This is a genomic window from Klebsiella sp. R390 (assembly GCF_051131745.1).
Lineage (GTDB): Bacteria > Pseudomonadota > Gammaproteobacteria > Enterobacterales > Enterobacteriaceae > Klebsiella.
Window position 1 is genome coordinate 4177850 of the sequence record NZ_CP180445.1, and the last position, 15386, is coordinate 4193235.

The following is a 15386-nucleotide window of genomic DNA, read 5'->3' on the forward strand; positions in this document are numbered from 1 at the left end:
CCATTTTTATTTCTGTAGGGCACGGAAATCCCTACGCAAACGTTTTCTTTTTCTGTTAGAATGCGCCCCGAACTGGACGACAGGGCGTAAATCGTGGGATGTTTATGGTCTGGATTGATTACGTCATTATTGCGGTGATTGGTTTTTCCTGTCTGGTAAGCCTGATCCGCGGCTTTGTTCGTGAAGCGTTATCGTTGGTGACATGGGGATGTGCTTTCTTTGTTGCCAGCCATTACTACACTTACCTGGCTGTCTGGTTCACGGGTTTTGAAGACGAAATGGTCCGCAATGGGATTGCTATCGCGATACTGTTTATCGCAACACTGATCGTCGGCGCCATTGTTAACTATGTCATTGGCGCACTGGTAGAGAAGACCGGCCTGTCGGGTACCGACAGGGTGTTAGGGATCTGTTTTGGCGCCCTGCGTGGCGTGCTGATAGTCTCCGCGATTCTGTTCTTTCTCGATAGTTTTACCGGTATGGCGAAAAGCGAAGACTGGCAAAAGTCAGAGCTTATCCCGCAGTTCAGTTTCGTTATCAGATGGTTTTTTGACTATCTGCAAAGCTCGTCAAGTTTCTTGCCCAAAGCATAAGCGTTGGGATGTGGCTGAACGAGGAAAAGACGTATGTGCGGTATTGTCGGTATCGCCGGTGTTATGCCGGTAAACCAGTCGATTTATGACGCGTTAACGGTGCTTCAGCATCGTGGCCAGGATGCCGCAGGCATCATCACGATTGATGCAAATAACTGTTTCCGTTTGCGTAAAGCAAACGGTATGGTGAGCGATATTTTTGAAGCTCGCCATATGCAGCGTATGCAGGGCAATATGGGTATTGGCCATGTTCGCTATCCGACGGCTGGCAGCTCAAGTGCCTCCGAGGCGCAGCCTTTCTACGTCAACTCGCCGTATGGCATCACGTTGGCGCACAATGGCAACCTGACCAACGCGCACGAGCTGCGTAAAAAGCTGTTTGAAGAAAAACGCCGCCACATCAACACCACCTCCGATTCTGAAATCCTGCTCAACATCTTTGCCAGCGAGCTGGATAATTTCCGTCATTACCCACTGGAAGCGGATAACATTTTTGCGGCGATCGCCGCGACGAACCGACAGATTCGTGGCGCTTACGCCTGCGTGGCGATGATTATCGGCCATGGTATGGTCGCGTTCCGCGATCCGAACGGTATCCGTCCTCTGGTGCTGGGTAAACGTGATGTGGGTGACGGTCGTACCGAGTATATGGTGGCGTCCGAGAGCGTGGCATTGGATACCCTGGGCTTCGAGTTCCTGCGTGACGTTGCGCCGGGTGAAGCGGTTTATATTACCGAAAAAGGCCAGCTGTTTACCCGTCAGTGTGCGGAAAACCCGGTCAGCAACCCGTGCCTGTTCGAATACGTTTACTTTGCGCGTCCGGACTCCTTTATCGATAAAATTTCCGTCTACAGCGCCCGCGTTAACATGGGTACCAAGCTGGGCGAGAAAATCGCGCGCGAATGGGAAGACCTGGATATCGATGTGGTCATTCCAATTCCGGAAACCTCTTGCGATATTGCGCTGGAAATTGCCCGTATCCTCGACAAACCTTATCGTCAGGGTTTCGTGAAAAACCGCTACGTTGGCCGCACGTTCATCATGCCGGGACAGCAGCTGCGTCGCAAATCAGTGCGCCGTAAGCTCAACGCCAACCGCGCTGAATTCCGCGATAAAAACGTGCTGTTAGTGGATGACTCCATCGTACGTGGTACCACGTCTGAGCAGATTATCGAGATGGCTCGCGAAGCCGGTGCGAAGAAGGTCTATCTGGCCTCCGCCGCGCCAGAGATTCGCTTCCCGAACGTCTACGGTATTGATATGCCGACGGCCACCGAGCTGATTGCTCACGGTCGCGAAGTGGACGAAATCCGCCAGATCATCGGTGCCGATGGCCTGATTTTCCAGGATCTGAACGATCTGATTGATGCCGTTCGCGCGGAAAACCCGGATATTCAGCAGTTTGAATGCTCGGTGTTCAACGGCGTGTACGTCACCAAAGACGTCGACCAGAGCTATCTGGATTATCTCGATTCCCTGCGTAATGACGACGCAAAAGCGGTACAGCGTCAGAATGAAGTCGAGAACTTAGAGATGCATAACGAAGGGTAATCTGTCCCTTTGTTGCGAAAAACCCGCCGTCTGCTGACCGCGGGTTTTTTTGTTGTTGCGTTACGCCTCGTCCAGCCAGATGCGCATTTCACCTTCGCCCCGGTTGGCCCAACTGAACCACGGAATAAAGGTCAGCGTCTGCTTCTGCATCTGGGTTTGCGGATGGTCAAAGCTATAGAGCGGTTGGTCATCTGCCGGCGTCGGGCGACGCAGGCCTTCGGCTACCAGCAACACTTTCCCCGTGAGCACGCCGCTGCCGGCGATTTCGCTGAAGCGGCTGTTCGCCGGCAGCGAGAGGTTGTGCAGTTCGGTGCCGTTATCCGCCTCTTCAAGGCAGTAAACCAGCGGCCCGCGCTGAATAGCGACTTTCCCGGCGTTGTGACGCACCAACGGGTTGGCATAGACCCGGCGTAGGGTCATCGGTAGATGCAACGTAATGACGTCTCCCTGTTGCCATTGGCGAGTGATATGCAGATAGCCCTTCAGCAGTGTGCCCTGTGCTGCTTCGCCGTTAACCAACACCTGCGGCGCTTCACACCATTCAGGCAGACGCAGCGCCAGCGTATGGCTGACGGCCAGCGTATGGCTGAAGGCAATCGTCACTTCTTCGTCCCACGGATAATTGCCGCTGATTTTCAGCGCCAGCGTCTGCTCATTGATAGTGAAGCTGGCTTCGCTGCCGGCGTAGAAATTGATAAACAATGCATCCTGGCGCGGCGTAAACAGATAGTGACCGATGGCCACCAGCGTGCGGGCGATGTTTGGCGGACAGCAGGCGCAACCGAACCAGCGCTGCCTGACCGGTTTAATATGATCGTAAATATGGTTATGCGGGATGCTTTTGGGGTGGGTTTCCAACGGATTGACGTAAAAAAAGTGCTTCCCGTCCAGCGCCATTCCACCAAGTACGGTGTTGTAGAAAGCCCGTTCCATGACGTCGGCGTAGTGCGCATCGCCTTCCATTTCCAGCATCCGACGGGCGAACATCATCAGGCCAATCGAGGCGCAGCTTTCGCCGTAAGCGGTGTCGTTTGGCAGATCGTAATCGCTGGTGAAGGCCTCGCCAATGCCCTGAGAGCCGATGCCGCCGGTAATGTACATACGCCGCTGGACCATGTTGTTCCAGATGCGCAGGCAGGTCTGGCGCTTCTCTTCGTCGCGGGTCATCCGCGCGATATGGGCCAGCCCGGTCATCAGATAAACCGAACGCACGGCGTGACCCACCGCCTGGTCCTGTTCATTCAGCGGCTTGTGCGCATGGGTATAGGCTTTATCTTTCACCATCCAGGCATCACCCCAGTTATCCCAGTGCCAGGTACCGCCGCGTTTTTCAAACTCAATATCGTAGTAGTAGGGCTGCTGTCCGCGCTCCTCGAGGAAAAAGCGGGCTAACTCCTGATAACGTGGCTCCTGAGTCACTTCATACAGGCGCATGAGCGCCAGTTCAATTTCAGGGTGTCCGGGGTAGCCACGTAGCTGGCCTGCATTGGGGCCAAAAACGTCGTTGATATGGTCAGCAAAACGGCAGGATATCTCAAGCAGACGACGCTTGCCGGTGGCATTGTAAAAAGCCACCGCGGCCTCAAACAGATGTCCGGCGCAGTACAGCTCATGGCACTCGGCCAGATTGGTCCAGCGCAGGCCCGGCTCCTTCACGGAATACCAGGTATTCAGATAGCCATCTTCAGCCTGGGCCTTCGCCAGCAGTTCAATCACTTCATCGGCGGTGTGCTCCAGGGTGGCGTCAGGCTTTTGGCTTAACGACCAGGCGACCGCTTCCAGCCACTTGGTGACATCGCTGTCCTGAAAAACCATCCCGTAAAATTCACCCTTTTCCAGTCCGGCCGCGATGCGATAGTTCGCCAGCGCGTGGCTCGGTTCGGCATCAGGAATATTGTCGTTCAGCGCCTCCCACTGGTAGGGGATGACCACATCGCGGATCAGACGCTGGTACTCCCCGAGGAACGGGTCGGTCACGGTAATTCGGTTCAGGTCGGCTTCAATTACATCAGACTGCATTATGTATACCTCAGGAAATATGGGAATGTCGTAAATGGAGATCGGAAGAAATTCGTTTCATCATTGGGCCATTCAGGCGGCACTTCAGCAGACACAGCGCCAGCACCAGATGGAAAATTGCCGGGACCACGCTTTGCAGAAGGGTAATGCCCTGCACGGAGGCGGCGGTCTGGTTTTCCAGCCCCGGCTGGTAGGCCACCATGATCAGGATCAGGCTGATGATGCCGCCGGATGAGGCCCACGAGAGCTTGATAAAAAACAGGTTGAAGGCAAAGTTCATCCCGGAAGAGCGCACGCCGTTCTTCCACTCGCCGTAGTCGTCGGCGAAAGCCATGATCGAGAAGTGCAGCGGCAGGGTGAAGCCGAGGACAATGTTGTTGATCAGGATGCAGGCCAGCCATAAGGTCTGGTGCTGCGGGCCGGTCGGCAGAAACCACATTGCCAGGCCGAAGGCCACCAGCACCAGGTTGGTGTAAAAGTACAGTTTGACCATATCAACACGGCGGGAGAGTGGGTTAACGATCACCGCCCCGGCAATCGCTGCCAGCGTCACGACGGCAAAAAACAGCGACATAAACCCGGCGCTGCCCTCTAAGGCGTAGGAGATGAAATACATATAGCCGCCGCCGCGAATACAGAGAATATTCACCAGCAGGAAGGACATCACCAGCATCATCAACAGCTGGTCGTTTTTACGCAGTCCTTGCAGATGCTGACGCAGGGTAAATGTTCCCGCCAGCGACAGGGGCACACGCTCTTTGACCCAGAAAAAGCACAGTAAAAACATCACCGCGCCGATAGCGCAGAGCACGGTCACGCCGTACTGGTAACCTTTGGCGAGATTGCCCTGACCGAAAAATTCCACCATCCACGGCAGGCCGACGGAGACCAGAAAACCGGCGATACCGCTGAGCACAAAACGCCAGGACTGGCAGGACATCACCTGATCATGACGGTTGGTCATCGCGTTAATCAACGCACAGTAGGGGACGTTGTTGGCGGTGTAACCTACTGACAGCAGGAAATAGGTGCCGAAGGCCCAGGCTATTTTCATATTGGCGCTCATGTCCGGCACGGTAAACGTCAGGATGCCGATCACCGCGAGCGGAGCGGCAGTCCACAGCTGCCACGGGCGAAAACGGCCCCAGCGACTGCGTGTCCGGTCAGCGATAACGCCCATCACCGGGTCAGATACCGCATCAACAATTCTGAGGGTAAAAAACATGGCACCGACGATGGCCGGGCTGAGGCCAAACACATCGGTGTAGAAAAACAGCAGAAAGCCGCTGATTAAATCTGAGATGCAGTGACCGCCAGCATCCCCCAGTCCATAACCTATTTTTTCGCGGGTAGAGAGGGTTTCCCCCGCATCAACGATCTGCACATCGGTATCGAGATTATCGGCTGTAGCCATAATCAATCCTCATTTGCGTAAGCAGGTTGTGATGATCCAAAACGTCATTACGGCGTATCTCTGACTGTTTTTAGTAAAATTAATACGACGGCGAGCATAGATCTGATAGGCGGTATGGGTACATTCCCTGGCGATGTTGTTGTGATTTTGATCTTTATTTTTACTAGAAATATATTTTTGATGTCGATCTTGATCACGAAATGAGCGGGTGTTGCCCGCCGAAACCCTGGTTTTTGGTTATGGTACGAACAATATTGACCAGAAACGGGAAGCGGAAATGCATTTAGGCATGGATATTGGCGGTACCAAAATGGAAACCGTGCTGCTGGACAGCACAGGCGATGTCCGTTGGCGTCAGCGGGTGGCAACGCCAAAAAGCAGCGTCGAACAGTTTGTGCAAGGGGTGATTGCTGAGGTTGAACGAGCGCAGAGAGAAGCGGGGACGACGCTCAGCATGGGTTTTTGTCTGCCGGGAGCGATAGAACCGCACTCTTGTTTAGTAAAAAACTCCAACATACAGGTTGTTAATGGTCATCCACTGCATGATATTCTTAGTGAATATTTTGGTCAGCCGCTGGCGGTGGCAAACGACGCCAACTGCTTTGCGCTCTCGGAAGCGACGGATGGCAGCGGGGCCGGGCACAACGTGGTGTTTGGCGCGATCCTCGGAACGGGCTGCGGTGGGGGAATTGTCGCCAACCAGCGCCTGATGACGGGGCCCAACGCCTGCAGCGGTGAATGGGGGCATAATCCTTTGCCTCACTACCGGCCTGACTACGACGGCGAGTCGCCGTTGTGCTATTGCGGGCAGCATCATTGCCTGGAGTCCTTTATTTCCGGCAGCGGCCTGGCCCGGCAGTTCCGCCAGCAGGCCGCTCAGGAGGTCACGGCGGAAGACCTGGTGCAACAAATGCGTGAGGGGCGGGAGGGCGCGCAAGCCCTGTGGCGACGTTACCGTAACCAGGTTGCCCGGGCATTCGCCAGCGTGGTGAATCTGCTCGACCCGGATGTGATCGTGGTAGGCGGCGGACTGTCCGGCGTGGATGAGCTGTATAGCGGTTTGTCTGAGGAGATGGCACAGTACGTCTTTGGCGGTCGTTGTGTCACCCCGGTCGTGCCGGCGACACATGGAGCCAGCAGCGGCGTGCGCGGCGCCGCATGGGCCGGTGAACAGGCCTTACAGAATGGAAAAACGCGCGGCATCGCGCCTGAAAGGTGAAACGAACGGCATGGTAAAAAAGACCCGAATTAAAGACATTGCGACGGCGTGCGGAGTGTCTATTGCGGCGGTGTCCCGGGCCCTTAAAGGGCAGCCGGGACTGAGCGAAGAGACGCGCCAGAGGATCCTGTCAATTGCGGAAGCGCAGGGCTACGATTTTTCCCGCCTGCGCAACGGACGCATCAAGCGACTGCTTTTCCTGCTGCATCGCCAGCACAATATCGCCAGCGCCTTACCGTTTTATTCCAACGTAATGCTCGGGGTGGCCGACGCCTGCCGGGAAAATGACATTGCGATGAGTTTTCAGCCCATCGGTCCGGATGATTCCATCGCGGATCTGATTAACCTGCACCAGCCTGACGCACTGATTTGCGCCGGTTATCTGGAGGCAGAGGTGCTGAGCGAGTTGCGGAAAATGTCTCTTCCCGTGGCGCTGGTGGATCTGTGGGCCGCTGATTTTTCCTGCGTGAACCCGGACAACTACCATGGAGGCTTTGTCGCCACCCGACATCTGCTGGAGCAGGGCAGGAGACGGATTGCTTTCCTCGGCCATTCTCAACGTCACTACAGTATTCGCCAGCGTGTGGAAGGTTACCAGCAGGCACTGTTTGAGGCCGGTGTTGCACTCTCTGAGGCATATCGTGTCGAAGTGCCGCCGGTCAAGGATATCGAGCAGGCGCTGGTTGAAGGGATGGAGAAACTGCTGGCGCTACCCCAGCCGCCAGACGCTATATTTGCTTATAACGACATGGCGGCGCTGGTGGCGATGCGGGTCTGTGCCCGTCAGGGGCTGAATGTTCCTGGCGATATCGCGATCGTCGGCTTCGATGATATTGATGCCGCAGCCTGGGCGCATCCGCCATTGACCACCGTAGCTATTGATAAGCGCGAACTGGGGCGGGACGCGTTTCGCCTGTTGCTCAATGAAGAGGGCGAGAGAAACCTGCTGATGCCGGTGCATCTGGTGGTACGCGAAAGCTCCGTGTGCTTGCGTCCTGCGCCATAATCCGGCAAAGTCTGCGACATTATGTGGAAGGGGCAAACATCGTGAAACGACTTATCATTGGGATTTCCGGCGCCAGCGGCGCTATTTACGGTGTGCGCTTGTTGCAAATTCTCCGCGATGTTCCCGATGTCGAAACCCATTTGATCATGAGCCAGGCCGCGCGACAGACCCTGGCGCTGGAGACCGATTATTCGCTGCGTGACGTGCAGGCGCTGGCCGACGTGGTCCATGATGCCCGGGATATCGCCGCCAGCATCTCTTCTGGCTCATTCAAGACCGCCGGCATGGCGATTTTGCCTTGCTCGGTGAAAACGCTGTCAGGCATCGTTCACAGCTATACCGACGGCCTGCTGACTCGCGCGGCGGACGTGGTGCTCAAAGAGCGTCGTCCGCTGGTACTGTGCGTGCGGGAGACGCCGTTTCACCTTGGGCATCTGCGCCTGATGGTGCAGGCGGCGGAGATGGGGGCGGTTATTATGCCACCGGTGCCGGCGTTTTATCATCGTCCACAAACCCTCGATGACGTCATTAACCAGACGGTTAATCGCGTCATCGATCAGTTCGATATTACCCTCCCGCAGGACCTGTTTACCCGTTGGCAGGGACCCTCTGTCGCACCGTAATAGTGCCTTTTATTAACCTTTGCGCGCTTGCAGTGCAATTTTGCTGCCTCGATCAAATCCTCGACATTTAATTTGTTTTTTTGCGTCTGGCCGCTGCGGTTTATCCGCCAATGCTGTTATCTTCCCTCCTTAGACAATCCTGCAACCTTCTATTAACAAATTTAACGCTGTTTCCAGCACGCACTGAGAAGATGGCACAAAACCTGCAGGATTCGTTGGCAGCAAACATAACTACATAACGCACGACATAACAACATCACGACACTTAAGGGTATTGTATGAAGAAGACGATCCTGGCTCTCTCATTAATGATGGGACTCAGCAGTGCCTCCAGCGCGTTTGCCGCGCTTCCGCAAAGCATTCGTATCGGTACCGATGCCACCTATGCGCCTTTCTCATCCAAGGATGCGAAAGGGGATTTCGTCGGCTTTGATATCGACCTGGGCAACGAGCTGTGTTCGCGTATTAAGGTGAAATGTACCTGGGTGGGCAGTGACTTCGACTCGTTAATTCCGTCGCTGAAGGCGAAGAAAATTGACGCCATTATCTCCTCATTATCGATCACCGAAAAACGTCAACAGGAGATTGCCTTCTCTGACAAGCTGTATGCTGCGGATTCTCGTCTGATTGCGCCGAAAGGCTCGACGATTCAGCCGACGCTGGAATCGCTGAAAGGCAAACATGTTGGTGTCCTGCAGGGTTCGACTCAGGAAGCCTATGGCAATGAGCGCTGGCGTAGCCAGGGTGTTGATGTGGTGGCTTATCAGAACCAGGATCTGATCTACTCTGATCTGGCCGCGGGTCGCCTTGACGCTGCGCTGCAGGATGAAGTTGCGGCCAGCGAAGGCTTCCTCAAACAACCCGCCGGTAAAGATTTTGAATTTGCGGGTCCTTCTGTCAAAGATAAAAAATTCTTCGGTGACGGTACCGGCATTGGCCTGCGTAAAACCGATAGCGAGCTGAAAACCGCGTTCGATAAAGCGTTAGGCGATATGCGTAAAGACGGTACTTACGACAAGCTGGCGAAGAAGTACTTCAACTTCAACGTGTACGGTGACTAAACGTCGCACCAGACCCGGGCAGCCGGGTCTGGTGGATGTGCCACATCCTGCGATGCCTTATTTTGGTGCGGCGTTCGCTTTTTCTGCATCAATGTAGTGCAAAAAAGGCAGGTCTGGCGGGTAAGTAGTGCATAGTTAAGCGTTTATGATGAGAAAAAATTTGCTCCATGGCGCAGAATGTTTTGCCTTACCGGGGCGAATAATGGCACGATAACTGCCGTTAGCACTTCGTATAAACCCGTTAGAATGACAGTCTGTTGAGGATAGTTATGAAAAAACTGGCGTTGTCTCTTTCTTTGGCGCTGGCCCTTTCCAGCGTTTCCACGGTATTTGCAGCCATTCCACAAAAAGTCCGTATCGGCACCGATCCCACTTATGCCCCGTTCGAATCGAAAAATGCGCAGGGTGAATTGATTGGTTTTGACATCGATCTGGCCAAAGAGCTGTGTAAGCGTATCAATACGCAATGTACCTTCGTTGAAAACCCGCTGGATGCGCTGATCCCATCTTTAAAAGCCAAGAAAATCGATGCGATTATGTCGTCGTTATCGATTACCGAAAAACGTCAGCAGGAAATCGCCTTCACCGACAAACTCTACGCGGCGGACTCTCGCCTGGTAGTGAAAAAGGGCAGCGATATCGTACCTGACCTCGCCAAACTGAAAGGCAAGCGTATCGGCGTGCTGCAGGGCACGACTCAGGAAACCTACGGCAACGAGCACTGGGCGCCAAAAGGCATCGAAATTGTCTCCTATCAGGGCCAGGACAATATCTATTCTGACCTGACCGCTGGTCGTATCGATGCAGCATTCCAGGACGAAGTCGCCGCGAGTGAAGGATTCCTCAAACAACCGATTGGTAAAGATTACCAGTTTGGCGGTCCATCTATTAAGGATGAGAAGTTGTTCGGCGTCGGCACCGGTATGGGCCTGCGCAAAGAAGACAACGAGCTGCGTGAAGCGCTGAATAAAGCCTTCGCGGAAATGCGCAAAGATGGAACCTACGACAAGCTGGCGAAAAAATACTTCGATTTTAACGTGTACGGTGACTAACCATCAGGCGTACCCCATCGCGCGTGCGTAAGCGTGCGATGGACGATGACAGACAGGGCAGACAGCATGCTGTACGGGTTTTCACAGGTTATTTTTCAGGGCGCTATTGTTACGCTTGAACTGGCGCTCAGTTCAGTTGTGCTGGCGGTCCTTATCGGTCTGGCCGGTGCCGGAGCAAAATTATCGAGCAATCGACCACTGGCACTGGTATTTGAAGGCTACACCACGTTGATCCGTGGGGTGCCCGATCTGGTCCTGATGCTGCTGATTTTCTATGGGCTGCAGATTGCCCTGAACACCCTGACCGATGCGCTGGGCTTGTCTCAGTTTGATATCGACCCGATGATTGCGGGGATTATCACCCTCGGTTTTATCTACGGCGCCTATTTTACCGAAACCTTCAGGGGAGCATTCCTGGCGGTGCCAAAAGGGCATATTGAAGCGGCAACGGCCTTTGGCTTTAGCGGCGGGCAGACCTTCCGGCGGATCCTTTTCCCGGCGATGATGCGCTATGCGTTGCCGGGGATCGGCAACAACTGGCAGGTTATCCTGAAGGCGACGGCGCTGGTATCTCTGCTGGGGCTGGAAGATGTGGTCAAAGCCACGCAGCTGGCGGGGAAAAGCACCTGGCAGCCGTTCTACTTTGCGATCGTTTGCGGCCTGGTGTATCTCGTATTTACAACGATTTCCAATGGTGTACTGCTGCTGCTTGAACGCCGTTACTCCGTGGGCGTGAAGAGGGCTGACCTGTGATTGAGATTATTCAGGAGTACTGGAAATCCCTGCTGTGGACCGACGGTTACCGCTTTACCGGCGTCGCGATTACCCTGTGGCTGCTTATTTCCTCGGTGGTGATGGGCGGCATTCTGGCGGTATTCCTCGCCATCGGCCGTGTCTCAAGCAACAAATACATTCAATTTCCGATCTGGCTGTTTACCTACGTGTTCCGCGGCACGCCGCTGTACGTCCAGCTGCTGGTGTTTTACTCCGGGATGTATACCCTGGAAATCGTCAAAGGCACCGAGTTGCTGAACGCGTTTTTCCGCAGCGGCCTGAACTGCACGGTGCTGGCGTTGACGCTGAACACCTGCGCTTATACCACGGAGATTTTCGCCGGGGCGATTCGCTCTGTGCCTGCCGGGGAAATTGAAGCGGCGCGGGCGTACGGTTTCTCTTCGGTCAAACTGTATCGCTGCATTATTTTGCCCTCTGCGCTGCGTATCGCGCTGCCCGCATACAGCAATGAAGTGATTCTGATGCTGCATTCCACCGCGCTGGCGTTTACCGCCACCGTGCCGGATCTGCTGAAAATCGCCAGGGATATTAACTCGGCGACCTATCAGCCGTTTACCGCCTTCGGGATTGCCGCGGTGCTCTATTTAATTATTTCGTATGTCCTGATTAGCCTGTTCCGTAAAGCGGAAAAGCGCTGGTTGCAGCATATCAAACCTTCTTCGACGCATTGAGACCGCCATGTCCGACAATAAATTAAATGTTATCGATCTGCATAAACGTTACGGCGAGCATGAAGTTCTGAAAGGCGTTTCATTAAAGGCGAAAGCCGGGGACGTTATCAGTATTATCGGGTCATCAGGCTCCGGTAAAAGTACCTTTTTGCGCTGCATTAACTTTCTTGAAAAGCCCAGCGAAGGCACGATTGTGGTTAACGGGCAGAATATTGGCCTGGTTCGCGACAAAGACGGCCAGCTCAAGGTCGCGGATAAAAACCAGCTGCGTTTACTGCGCACCCGCCTGACGATGGTGTTCCAGCATTTCAACCTGTGGAGCCACATGACGGTGCTGGAAAACGTCATGGAAGCGCCGATTCAGGTGCTCGGCTTGAGCAAGCAGGAAGCGCGTGAGCGGGCGGTGAAATATCTGGCGAAAGTCGGGATTGATGAACGTCAGCAAGCCAAATATCCGGTGCATCTCTCCGGTGGTCAACAGCAACGCGTGTCGATTGCCCGCGCGCTGGCGATGGAGCCGGATGTGCTGCTGTTTGATGAACCCACGTCAGCGCTCGATCCTGAGCTGGTTGGGGAAGTGCTGCGGATCATGCAGCAGCTGGCGGAAGAGGGCAAAACCATGGTGGTGGTGACCCATGAAATGGGCTTTGCGCGCCATGTCTCATCGCACGTCATTTTCCTGCATCAGGGCAAAATTGAAGAAGAAGGCAACCCGGACGAACTGTTCGGCAACCCGAAAAGCCCGCGCTTACAGCAGTTCCTCAAAGGTTCGCTGAAATAAGTGTTACGTTCTCTCCCGGTGAGGCCGCTCGCCGGGAGAGTCTTACCGCTCCCGGCGGTACACCCAGTCGTCGTAATCTACCCCGTTCAGGTGGTAGGCATTTTCCAGCACCTGAATCCGCGTAAAACCATGTTTTTCCAGCAGCCTTGCTGAGCCGATATTGTCCCCGAGAACCCACGCATTGATGGCGTTGATGCCGAGCTGCTGAAATCCATATTCGCATATCGCCTGCAGCGCTTCGCTGGCATACCCCTGGCCCTGAGCGTCCGGCAGCAGGGCATAGCCGACATCCGCTTCGTGTGGGTTTTTGCTGCTGATGCGCAGACCGATATCGCCAATGGCCTGATGCTGCCGATCGCGCAGGACAAATACCCCCGGATCGGCGCAGCGGGCCGTAAACAGATTGCGCAGCGCGGCTTCATCAAGGAGTTCGCCCATGTACTGCATGACTTCAGGGTCACGACGCAGGCGCAGGAAAAAGGGCCAGTCCGCTTCAGTAAACGGAGAGAGCAGTAAACGCGGAGTGGTTAATGTCATCATAAGCGGGCCATTTCGCAGAAACGTCCGCTCACCTTACCACCAGAAAGTCATGGATAACATGATCTTATGCCGGTGATTGCGGCGGGTTACCCCGTGGTTGGTGAAGTTGTTAGCGGTTTGTCTATCTGGTGAAAATAGTGCAAGACGGTGTCGCTTTGATGAGAGGATCGCAGCTGCAGCGCCAGATTCAGGCTGTCGAGAACCTCGGCGTGTTCGACCATCGGCGAATCTGCTGCCACTCTGGCTTCGGCAACCAGCCAGCTCACAATGGTTTTCCAGCGCCACAGCGGCGAGTTGCCGGTGATGCGCTGTACCGGGCCGGGGAATTTGCCGGAGCCTCGCGCGCCGTCTTTTAGCAGGGCCACGGCCTGGCGCGAAAGGCCGGTGAGTTCGGCGATGTCGCTTAGCCCCACCAGCGTAGCGTCAACGGATTCGACCCGGATATTCAGCGCTGATGCGGATTCGATGTTATCGATCGCTGACAATATCGCCTGTTCAAGGGAATCGCTTTCGCGATCGAATTCCAGATACACCGCGGTGCCATAAAAACAGACCAGCGCATCAGTACAGCCTGCGCGATGCAGTGCGTCTTCAAGCCCTGGCGTATGGCTGTTAACGCCTGACAGGGTTAGCGTAAAGTTGTAGAGGGCCATTAGTTGCGATCCTTATTGTTATACCGATGCGCCGACGCTCAGCGGCAACGGTCGACCATCCTGATGATTTGCCTGGCATGATGCTCGGGAACGGCTGGGGTAGACCAGATGCTCATCATGTGTTCGTGATGACCAGCCGTACCGCACCTGAGTCGTCCAAAGCAGTGCGCGCTCTTGCCGCCAGCAATAAAAATCCATCCCCGTGCGCGTGCATAGTCAATTGCTGCTCTGATGTGTTTATCCGGATGTTCCTTCATCATCGAGTCCTGAGAGAGTGAATGAACTGTTGACGGGTGTCAACAGTATTTTGGTGAAAAAACAGACACCAGGACGTTATGACAGAGAACGGCAAAAGAAGCTGGAATGTGCTTCACAGGGGAAAAGGGCGTAGCAGCAGGAGATGAGAGCGTTGCGAGACGGCTTCCACAGGCGGGTTTGCCAGGACGATAAGGCGAGTGAGAAGAGCCAGGAGATGGAGTAATCTCCCGGCGTTAACCGGTGGTGCGTTTAGCCAAGGATGTCTTTGAGCGCCTCTTCCAGATCGTACCAGCGGAAGCCAAATCCAGCCGCTTCCAGCCGTTTCGGCAGCGCCCGCTGGCCGCCCAGTACCAGCACCGATGATTCTCCCATCAGCAGGCGAATCGCCGTTGCCGGCACGCGGAAAATAGCCGGGCGATTCAGCGCCTCGCCGAGGGCATGGGCGAAGCGCTCATTGCGCACCGGATAGGGGGAAACCAGATTAAATGGCCCGCTGAGATCGTTATCCAGCAGCCACAGAATACCGTTCACCATATCGTCAATATGGATCCATGCCATATATTGCCTGCCATTGCCGATAGGGCCGCCGAGGCCGAGCCGGAAGGCTGGCAGCATTTTGGCGAGGATCCCGCCCTTAGGTGCCAGCACGACGCCGGTGCGCAGCAGGCAGACGCGGGTGCGATCGCTCTGCGCTTCGCAGGCCAGCTGCTCCCAACGGGCGCAGAGTTTGTGCGTGAATTCGTGGTGCGGCGGTTCCTCTTCGGTGACGACAACTTCCCCGAGATCGCCGTAATAACCGACGGCAGAACCGCTAATCAGCACCGATGGTGGAGTATCGCTGGCGTTGAACAGGTTGACTAGTTTCTGAGTCATATCCCAGCGGCTGTGGCACAGGCGCTGTTTTTGCTCTGCCGACCAGCGTTTGTCGGCGATAGGCTCGCCCGCCAGGTTGATAACGGCGTCGATATCATTGAGGTGATGATGGCCCTCGAAGCCGCGCCATAAGGTGACGCGGGCATCCAGTCGGCCTTGCGCTTTTTCCGGGCTGCGTGTTGATACCGTTACATGATGCCCAAGCTCCAGCAGCCGGGGGATCAGATGCCGGCCAATCAGACCGGTACCGCCAGTAAGCAGAATCCTCATAGCGCCT

General features: G+C 55.1%; 16 protein-coding genes. 10 read left to right on the forward strand and 6 right to left on the reverse strand.

Going from position 1 to position 15386, the window contains the following annotated elements:
* Positions 1-104: 104 nt before the first annotated feature.
* Entirely contained in the window at positions 105-593 is a 489-nt protein-coding gene (gene cvpA, locus ACMYSP_RS19680; RefSeq protein WP_004865201.1) for a colicin V production protein, read from the forward strand.
* Between the two features lie 33 nt (positions 594-626).
* Positions 627-2144, forward strand: a complete 1518-nt coding sequence (purF, locus tag ACMYSP_RS19685) for an amidophosphoribosyltransferase (protein ID WP_434583728.1) — start codon at positions 627-629, stop codon at positions 2142-2144.
* A gap of 60 nt (positions 2145-2204) precedes the next feature.
* On the opposite strand, the gene ACMYSP_RS19690 is transcribed toward purF, so the two are convergent.
* Positions 2205-4163 carry a glycoside hydrolase family 127 protein gene (locus ACMYSP_RS19690; protein ID WP_434583729.1) on the reverse strand — a complete coding sequence of 653 codons (1959 nt, stop codon included), beginning with the start codon at positions 4161-4163 and terminating at the stop codon, positions 2205-2207.
* Positions 4164-4173: 10 nt separating this feature from the next.
* Complete coding sequence (locus ACMYSP_RS19695; RefSeq protein ID WP_434583730.1) at positions 4174-5577, reverse strand: MFS transporter; 1404 nt, start codon at positions 5575-5577, stop codon at positions 4174-4176.
* 277 nt (positions 5578-5854) lie between these two features.
* Between ACMYSP_RS19695 and ACMYSP_RS19700 the strand changes: the two genes are divergently transcribed.
* From ACMYSP_RS19700 to hisP, 8 genes are all read left to right on the forward strand, one after another.
* A complete protein-coding gene (locus ACMYSP_RS19700; RefSeq protein WP_434583731.1) occupies positions 5855-6796 on the forward strand; it encodes an ROK family protein in 942 nt (313 codons plus the stop codon).
* 10 nt (positions 6797-6806) lie between these two features.
* Positions 6807-7802 (forward strand): LacI family DNA-binding transcriptional regulator, encoded by a 996-nt coding sequence (locus ACMYSP_RS19705; protein ID WP_434587188.1) that lies wholly within the window; start codon positions 6807-6809, stop codon positions 7800-7802.
* A gap of 41 nt (positions 7803-7843) precedes the next feature.
* Positions 7844-8425 carry a UbiX family flavin prenyltransferase gene (locus tag ACMYSP_RS19710; RefSeq protein WP_434583732.1) on the forward strand — a complete coding sequence of 194 codons (582 nt, stop codon included), beginning with the start codon at positions 7844-7846 and terminating at the stop codon, positions 8423-8425.
* Between the two features lie 278 nt (positions 8426-8703).
* Positions 8704-9486 carry a lysine/arginine/ornithine ABC transporter substrate-binding protein ArgT gene (argT, locus tag ACMYSP_RS19715; RefSeq protein ID WP_434583733.1) on the forward strand — a complete coding sequence of 261 codons (783 nt, stop codon included), beginning with the start codon at positions 8704-8706 and terminating at the stop codon, positions 9484-9486.
* Positions 9487-9755: 269 nt separating this feature from the next.
* Positions 9756-10538, forward strand: a complete 783-nt coding sequence (gene hisJ, locus ACMYSP_RS19720) for a histidine ABC transporter substrate-binding protein HisJ (RefSeq protein ID WP_123755259.1) — start codon at positions 9756-9758, stop codon at positions 10536-10538.
* Positions 10539-10604: 66 nt separating this feature from the next.
* Positions 10605-11291, forward strand: coding sequence for a histidine ABC transporter permease HisQ (locus tag ACMYSP_RS19725; protein ID WP_123755258.1), 687 nt, complete (start codon positions 10605-10607; stop codon positions 11289-11291).
* Positions 11288-12004: an ABC transporter permease gene (locus tag ACMYSP_RS19730; protein ID WP_123755257.1), complete on the forward strand. Its 717-nt coding sequence runs from the start codon at positions 11288-11290 to the stop codon at positions 12002-12004. The genes ACMYSP_RS19725 and ACMYSP_RS19730 overlap by 4 nt, the downstream gene beginning before the upstream one ends.
* 7 nt (positions 12005-12011) lie before the next feature.
* Complete coding sequence (hisP, locus tag ACMYSP_RS19735; protein WP_123755256.1) at positions 12012-12785, forward strand: histidine ABC transporter ATP-binding protein HisP; 774 nt, start codon at positions 12012-12014, stop codon at positions 12783-12785.
* Positions 12786-12827: 42 nt separating this feature from the next.
* Here the strand turns inward: hisP and ACMYSP_RS19740 are convergent, their stop codons facing one another.
* The 4 genes from ACMYSP_RS19740 to ACMYSP_RS19755 form a co-directional block, all read right to left on the reverse strand.
* Positions 12828-13325 carry a GNAT family N-acetyltransferase gene (locus ACMYSP_RS19740; RefSeq protein ID WP_434583735.1) on the reverse strand — a complete coding sequence of 166 codons (498 nt, stop codon included), beginning with the start codon at positions 13323-13325 and terminating at the stop codon, positions 12828-12830.
* 86 nt (positions 13326-13411) lie between these two features.
* Complete coding sequence (locus ACMYSP_RS19745; protein ID WP_434583736.1) at positions 13412-13978, reverse strand: helix-turn-helix transcriptional regulator; 567 nt, start codon at positions 13976-13978, stop codon at positions 13412-13414.
* A gap of 38 nt (positions 13979-14016) precedes the next feature.
* Positions 14017-14235 carry a hypothetical protein gene (locus tag ACMYSP_RS19750; protein ID WP_434587190.1) on the reverse strand — a complete coding sequence of 73 codons (219 nt, stop codon included), beginning with the start codon at positions 14233-14235 and terminating at the stop codon, positions 14017-14019.
* Positions 14236-14485: 250 nt separating this feature from the next.
* The gene (locus ACMYSP_RS19755) at positions 14486-15379 is read right to left on the reverse strand and encodes a TIGR01777 family oxidoreductase (protein WP_434583737.1); all 894 of its coding nucleotides are present in this window, start codon (positions 15377-15379) and stop codon (positions 14486-14488) included.
* Positions 15380-15386: the final 7 nt, after the last annotated feature.

Coding starts and splice junctions, on each gene's coding strand:
- hisJ (WP_123755259.1), top strand. CDS start 9,756: ATGAAAAAACTGGCGTTGTCTCTTTCTTTGGCGCTGGCCCTTTCCAGC.
- ACMYSP_RS19705 (WP_434587188.1), top strand. CDS start 6,807: ATGGTAAAAAAGACCCGAATTAAAGACATTGCGACGGCGTGCGGAGTG.
- ACMYSP_RS19725 (WP_123755258.1), top strand. CDS start 10,605: ATGCTGTACGGGTTTTCACAGGTTATTTTTCAGGGCGCTATTGTTACG.
- ACMYSP_RS19740 (WP_434583735.1), bottom strand. CDS start 13,325: ATGATGACATTAACCACTCCGCGTTTACTGCTCTCTCCGTTTACTGAA.
- argT (WP_434583733.1), top strand. CDS start 8,704: ATGAAGAAGACGATCCTGGCTCTCTCATTAATGATGGGACTCAGCAGT.
- ACMYSP_RS19745 (WP_434583736.1), bottom strand. CDS start 13,978: ATGGCCCTCTACAACTTTACGCTAACCCTGTCAGGCGTTAACAGCCAT.
- ACMYSP_RS19690 (WP_434583729.1), bottom strand. CDS start 4,163: ATGCAGTCTGATGTAATTGAAGCCGACCTGAACCGAATTACCGTGACC.
- ACMYSP_RS19695 (WP_434583730.1), bottom strand. CDS start 5,577: ATGGCTACAGCCGATAATCTCGATACCGATGTGCAGATCGTTGATGCG.
- cvpA (WP_004865201.1), top strand. CDS start 105: ATGGTCTGGATTGATTACGTCATTATTGCGGTGATTGGTTTTTCCTGT.
- ACMYSP_RS19755 (WP_434583737.1), bottom strand. CDS start 15,379: ATGAGGATTCTGCTTACTGGCGGTACCGGTCTGATTGGCCGGCATCTG.
- ACMYSP_RS19750 (WP_434587190.1), bottom strand. CDS start 14,235: ATGAAGGAACATCCGGATAAACACATCAGAGCAGCAATTGACTATGCA.
- ACMYSP_RS19700 (WP_434583731.1), top strand. CDS start 5,855: ATGCATTTAGGCATGGATATTGGCGGTACCAAAATGGAAACCGTGCTG.
- purF (WP_434583728.1), top strand. CDS start 627: ATGTGCGGTATTGTCGGTATCGCCGGTGTTATGCCGGTAAACCAGTCG.
- hisP (WP_123755256.1), top strand. CDS start 12,012: ATGTCCGACAATAAATTAAATGTTATCGATCTGCATAAACGTTACGGC.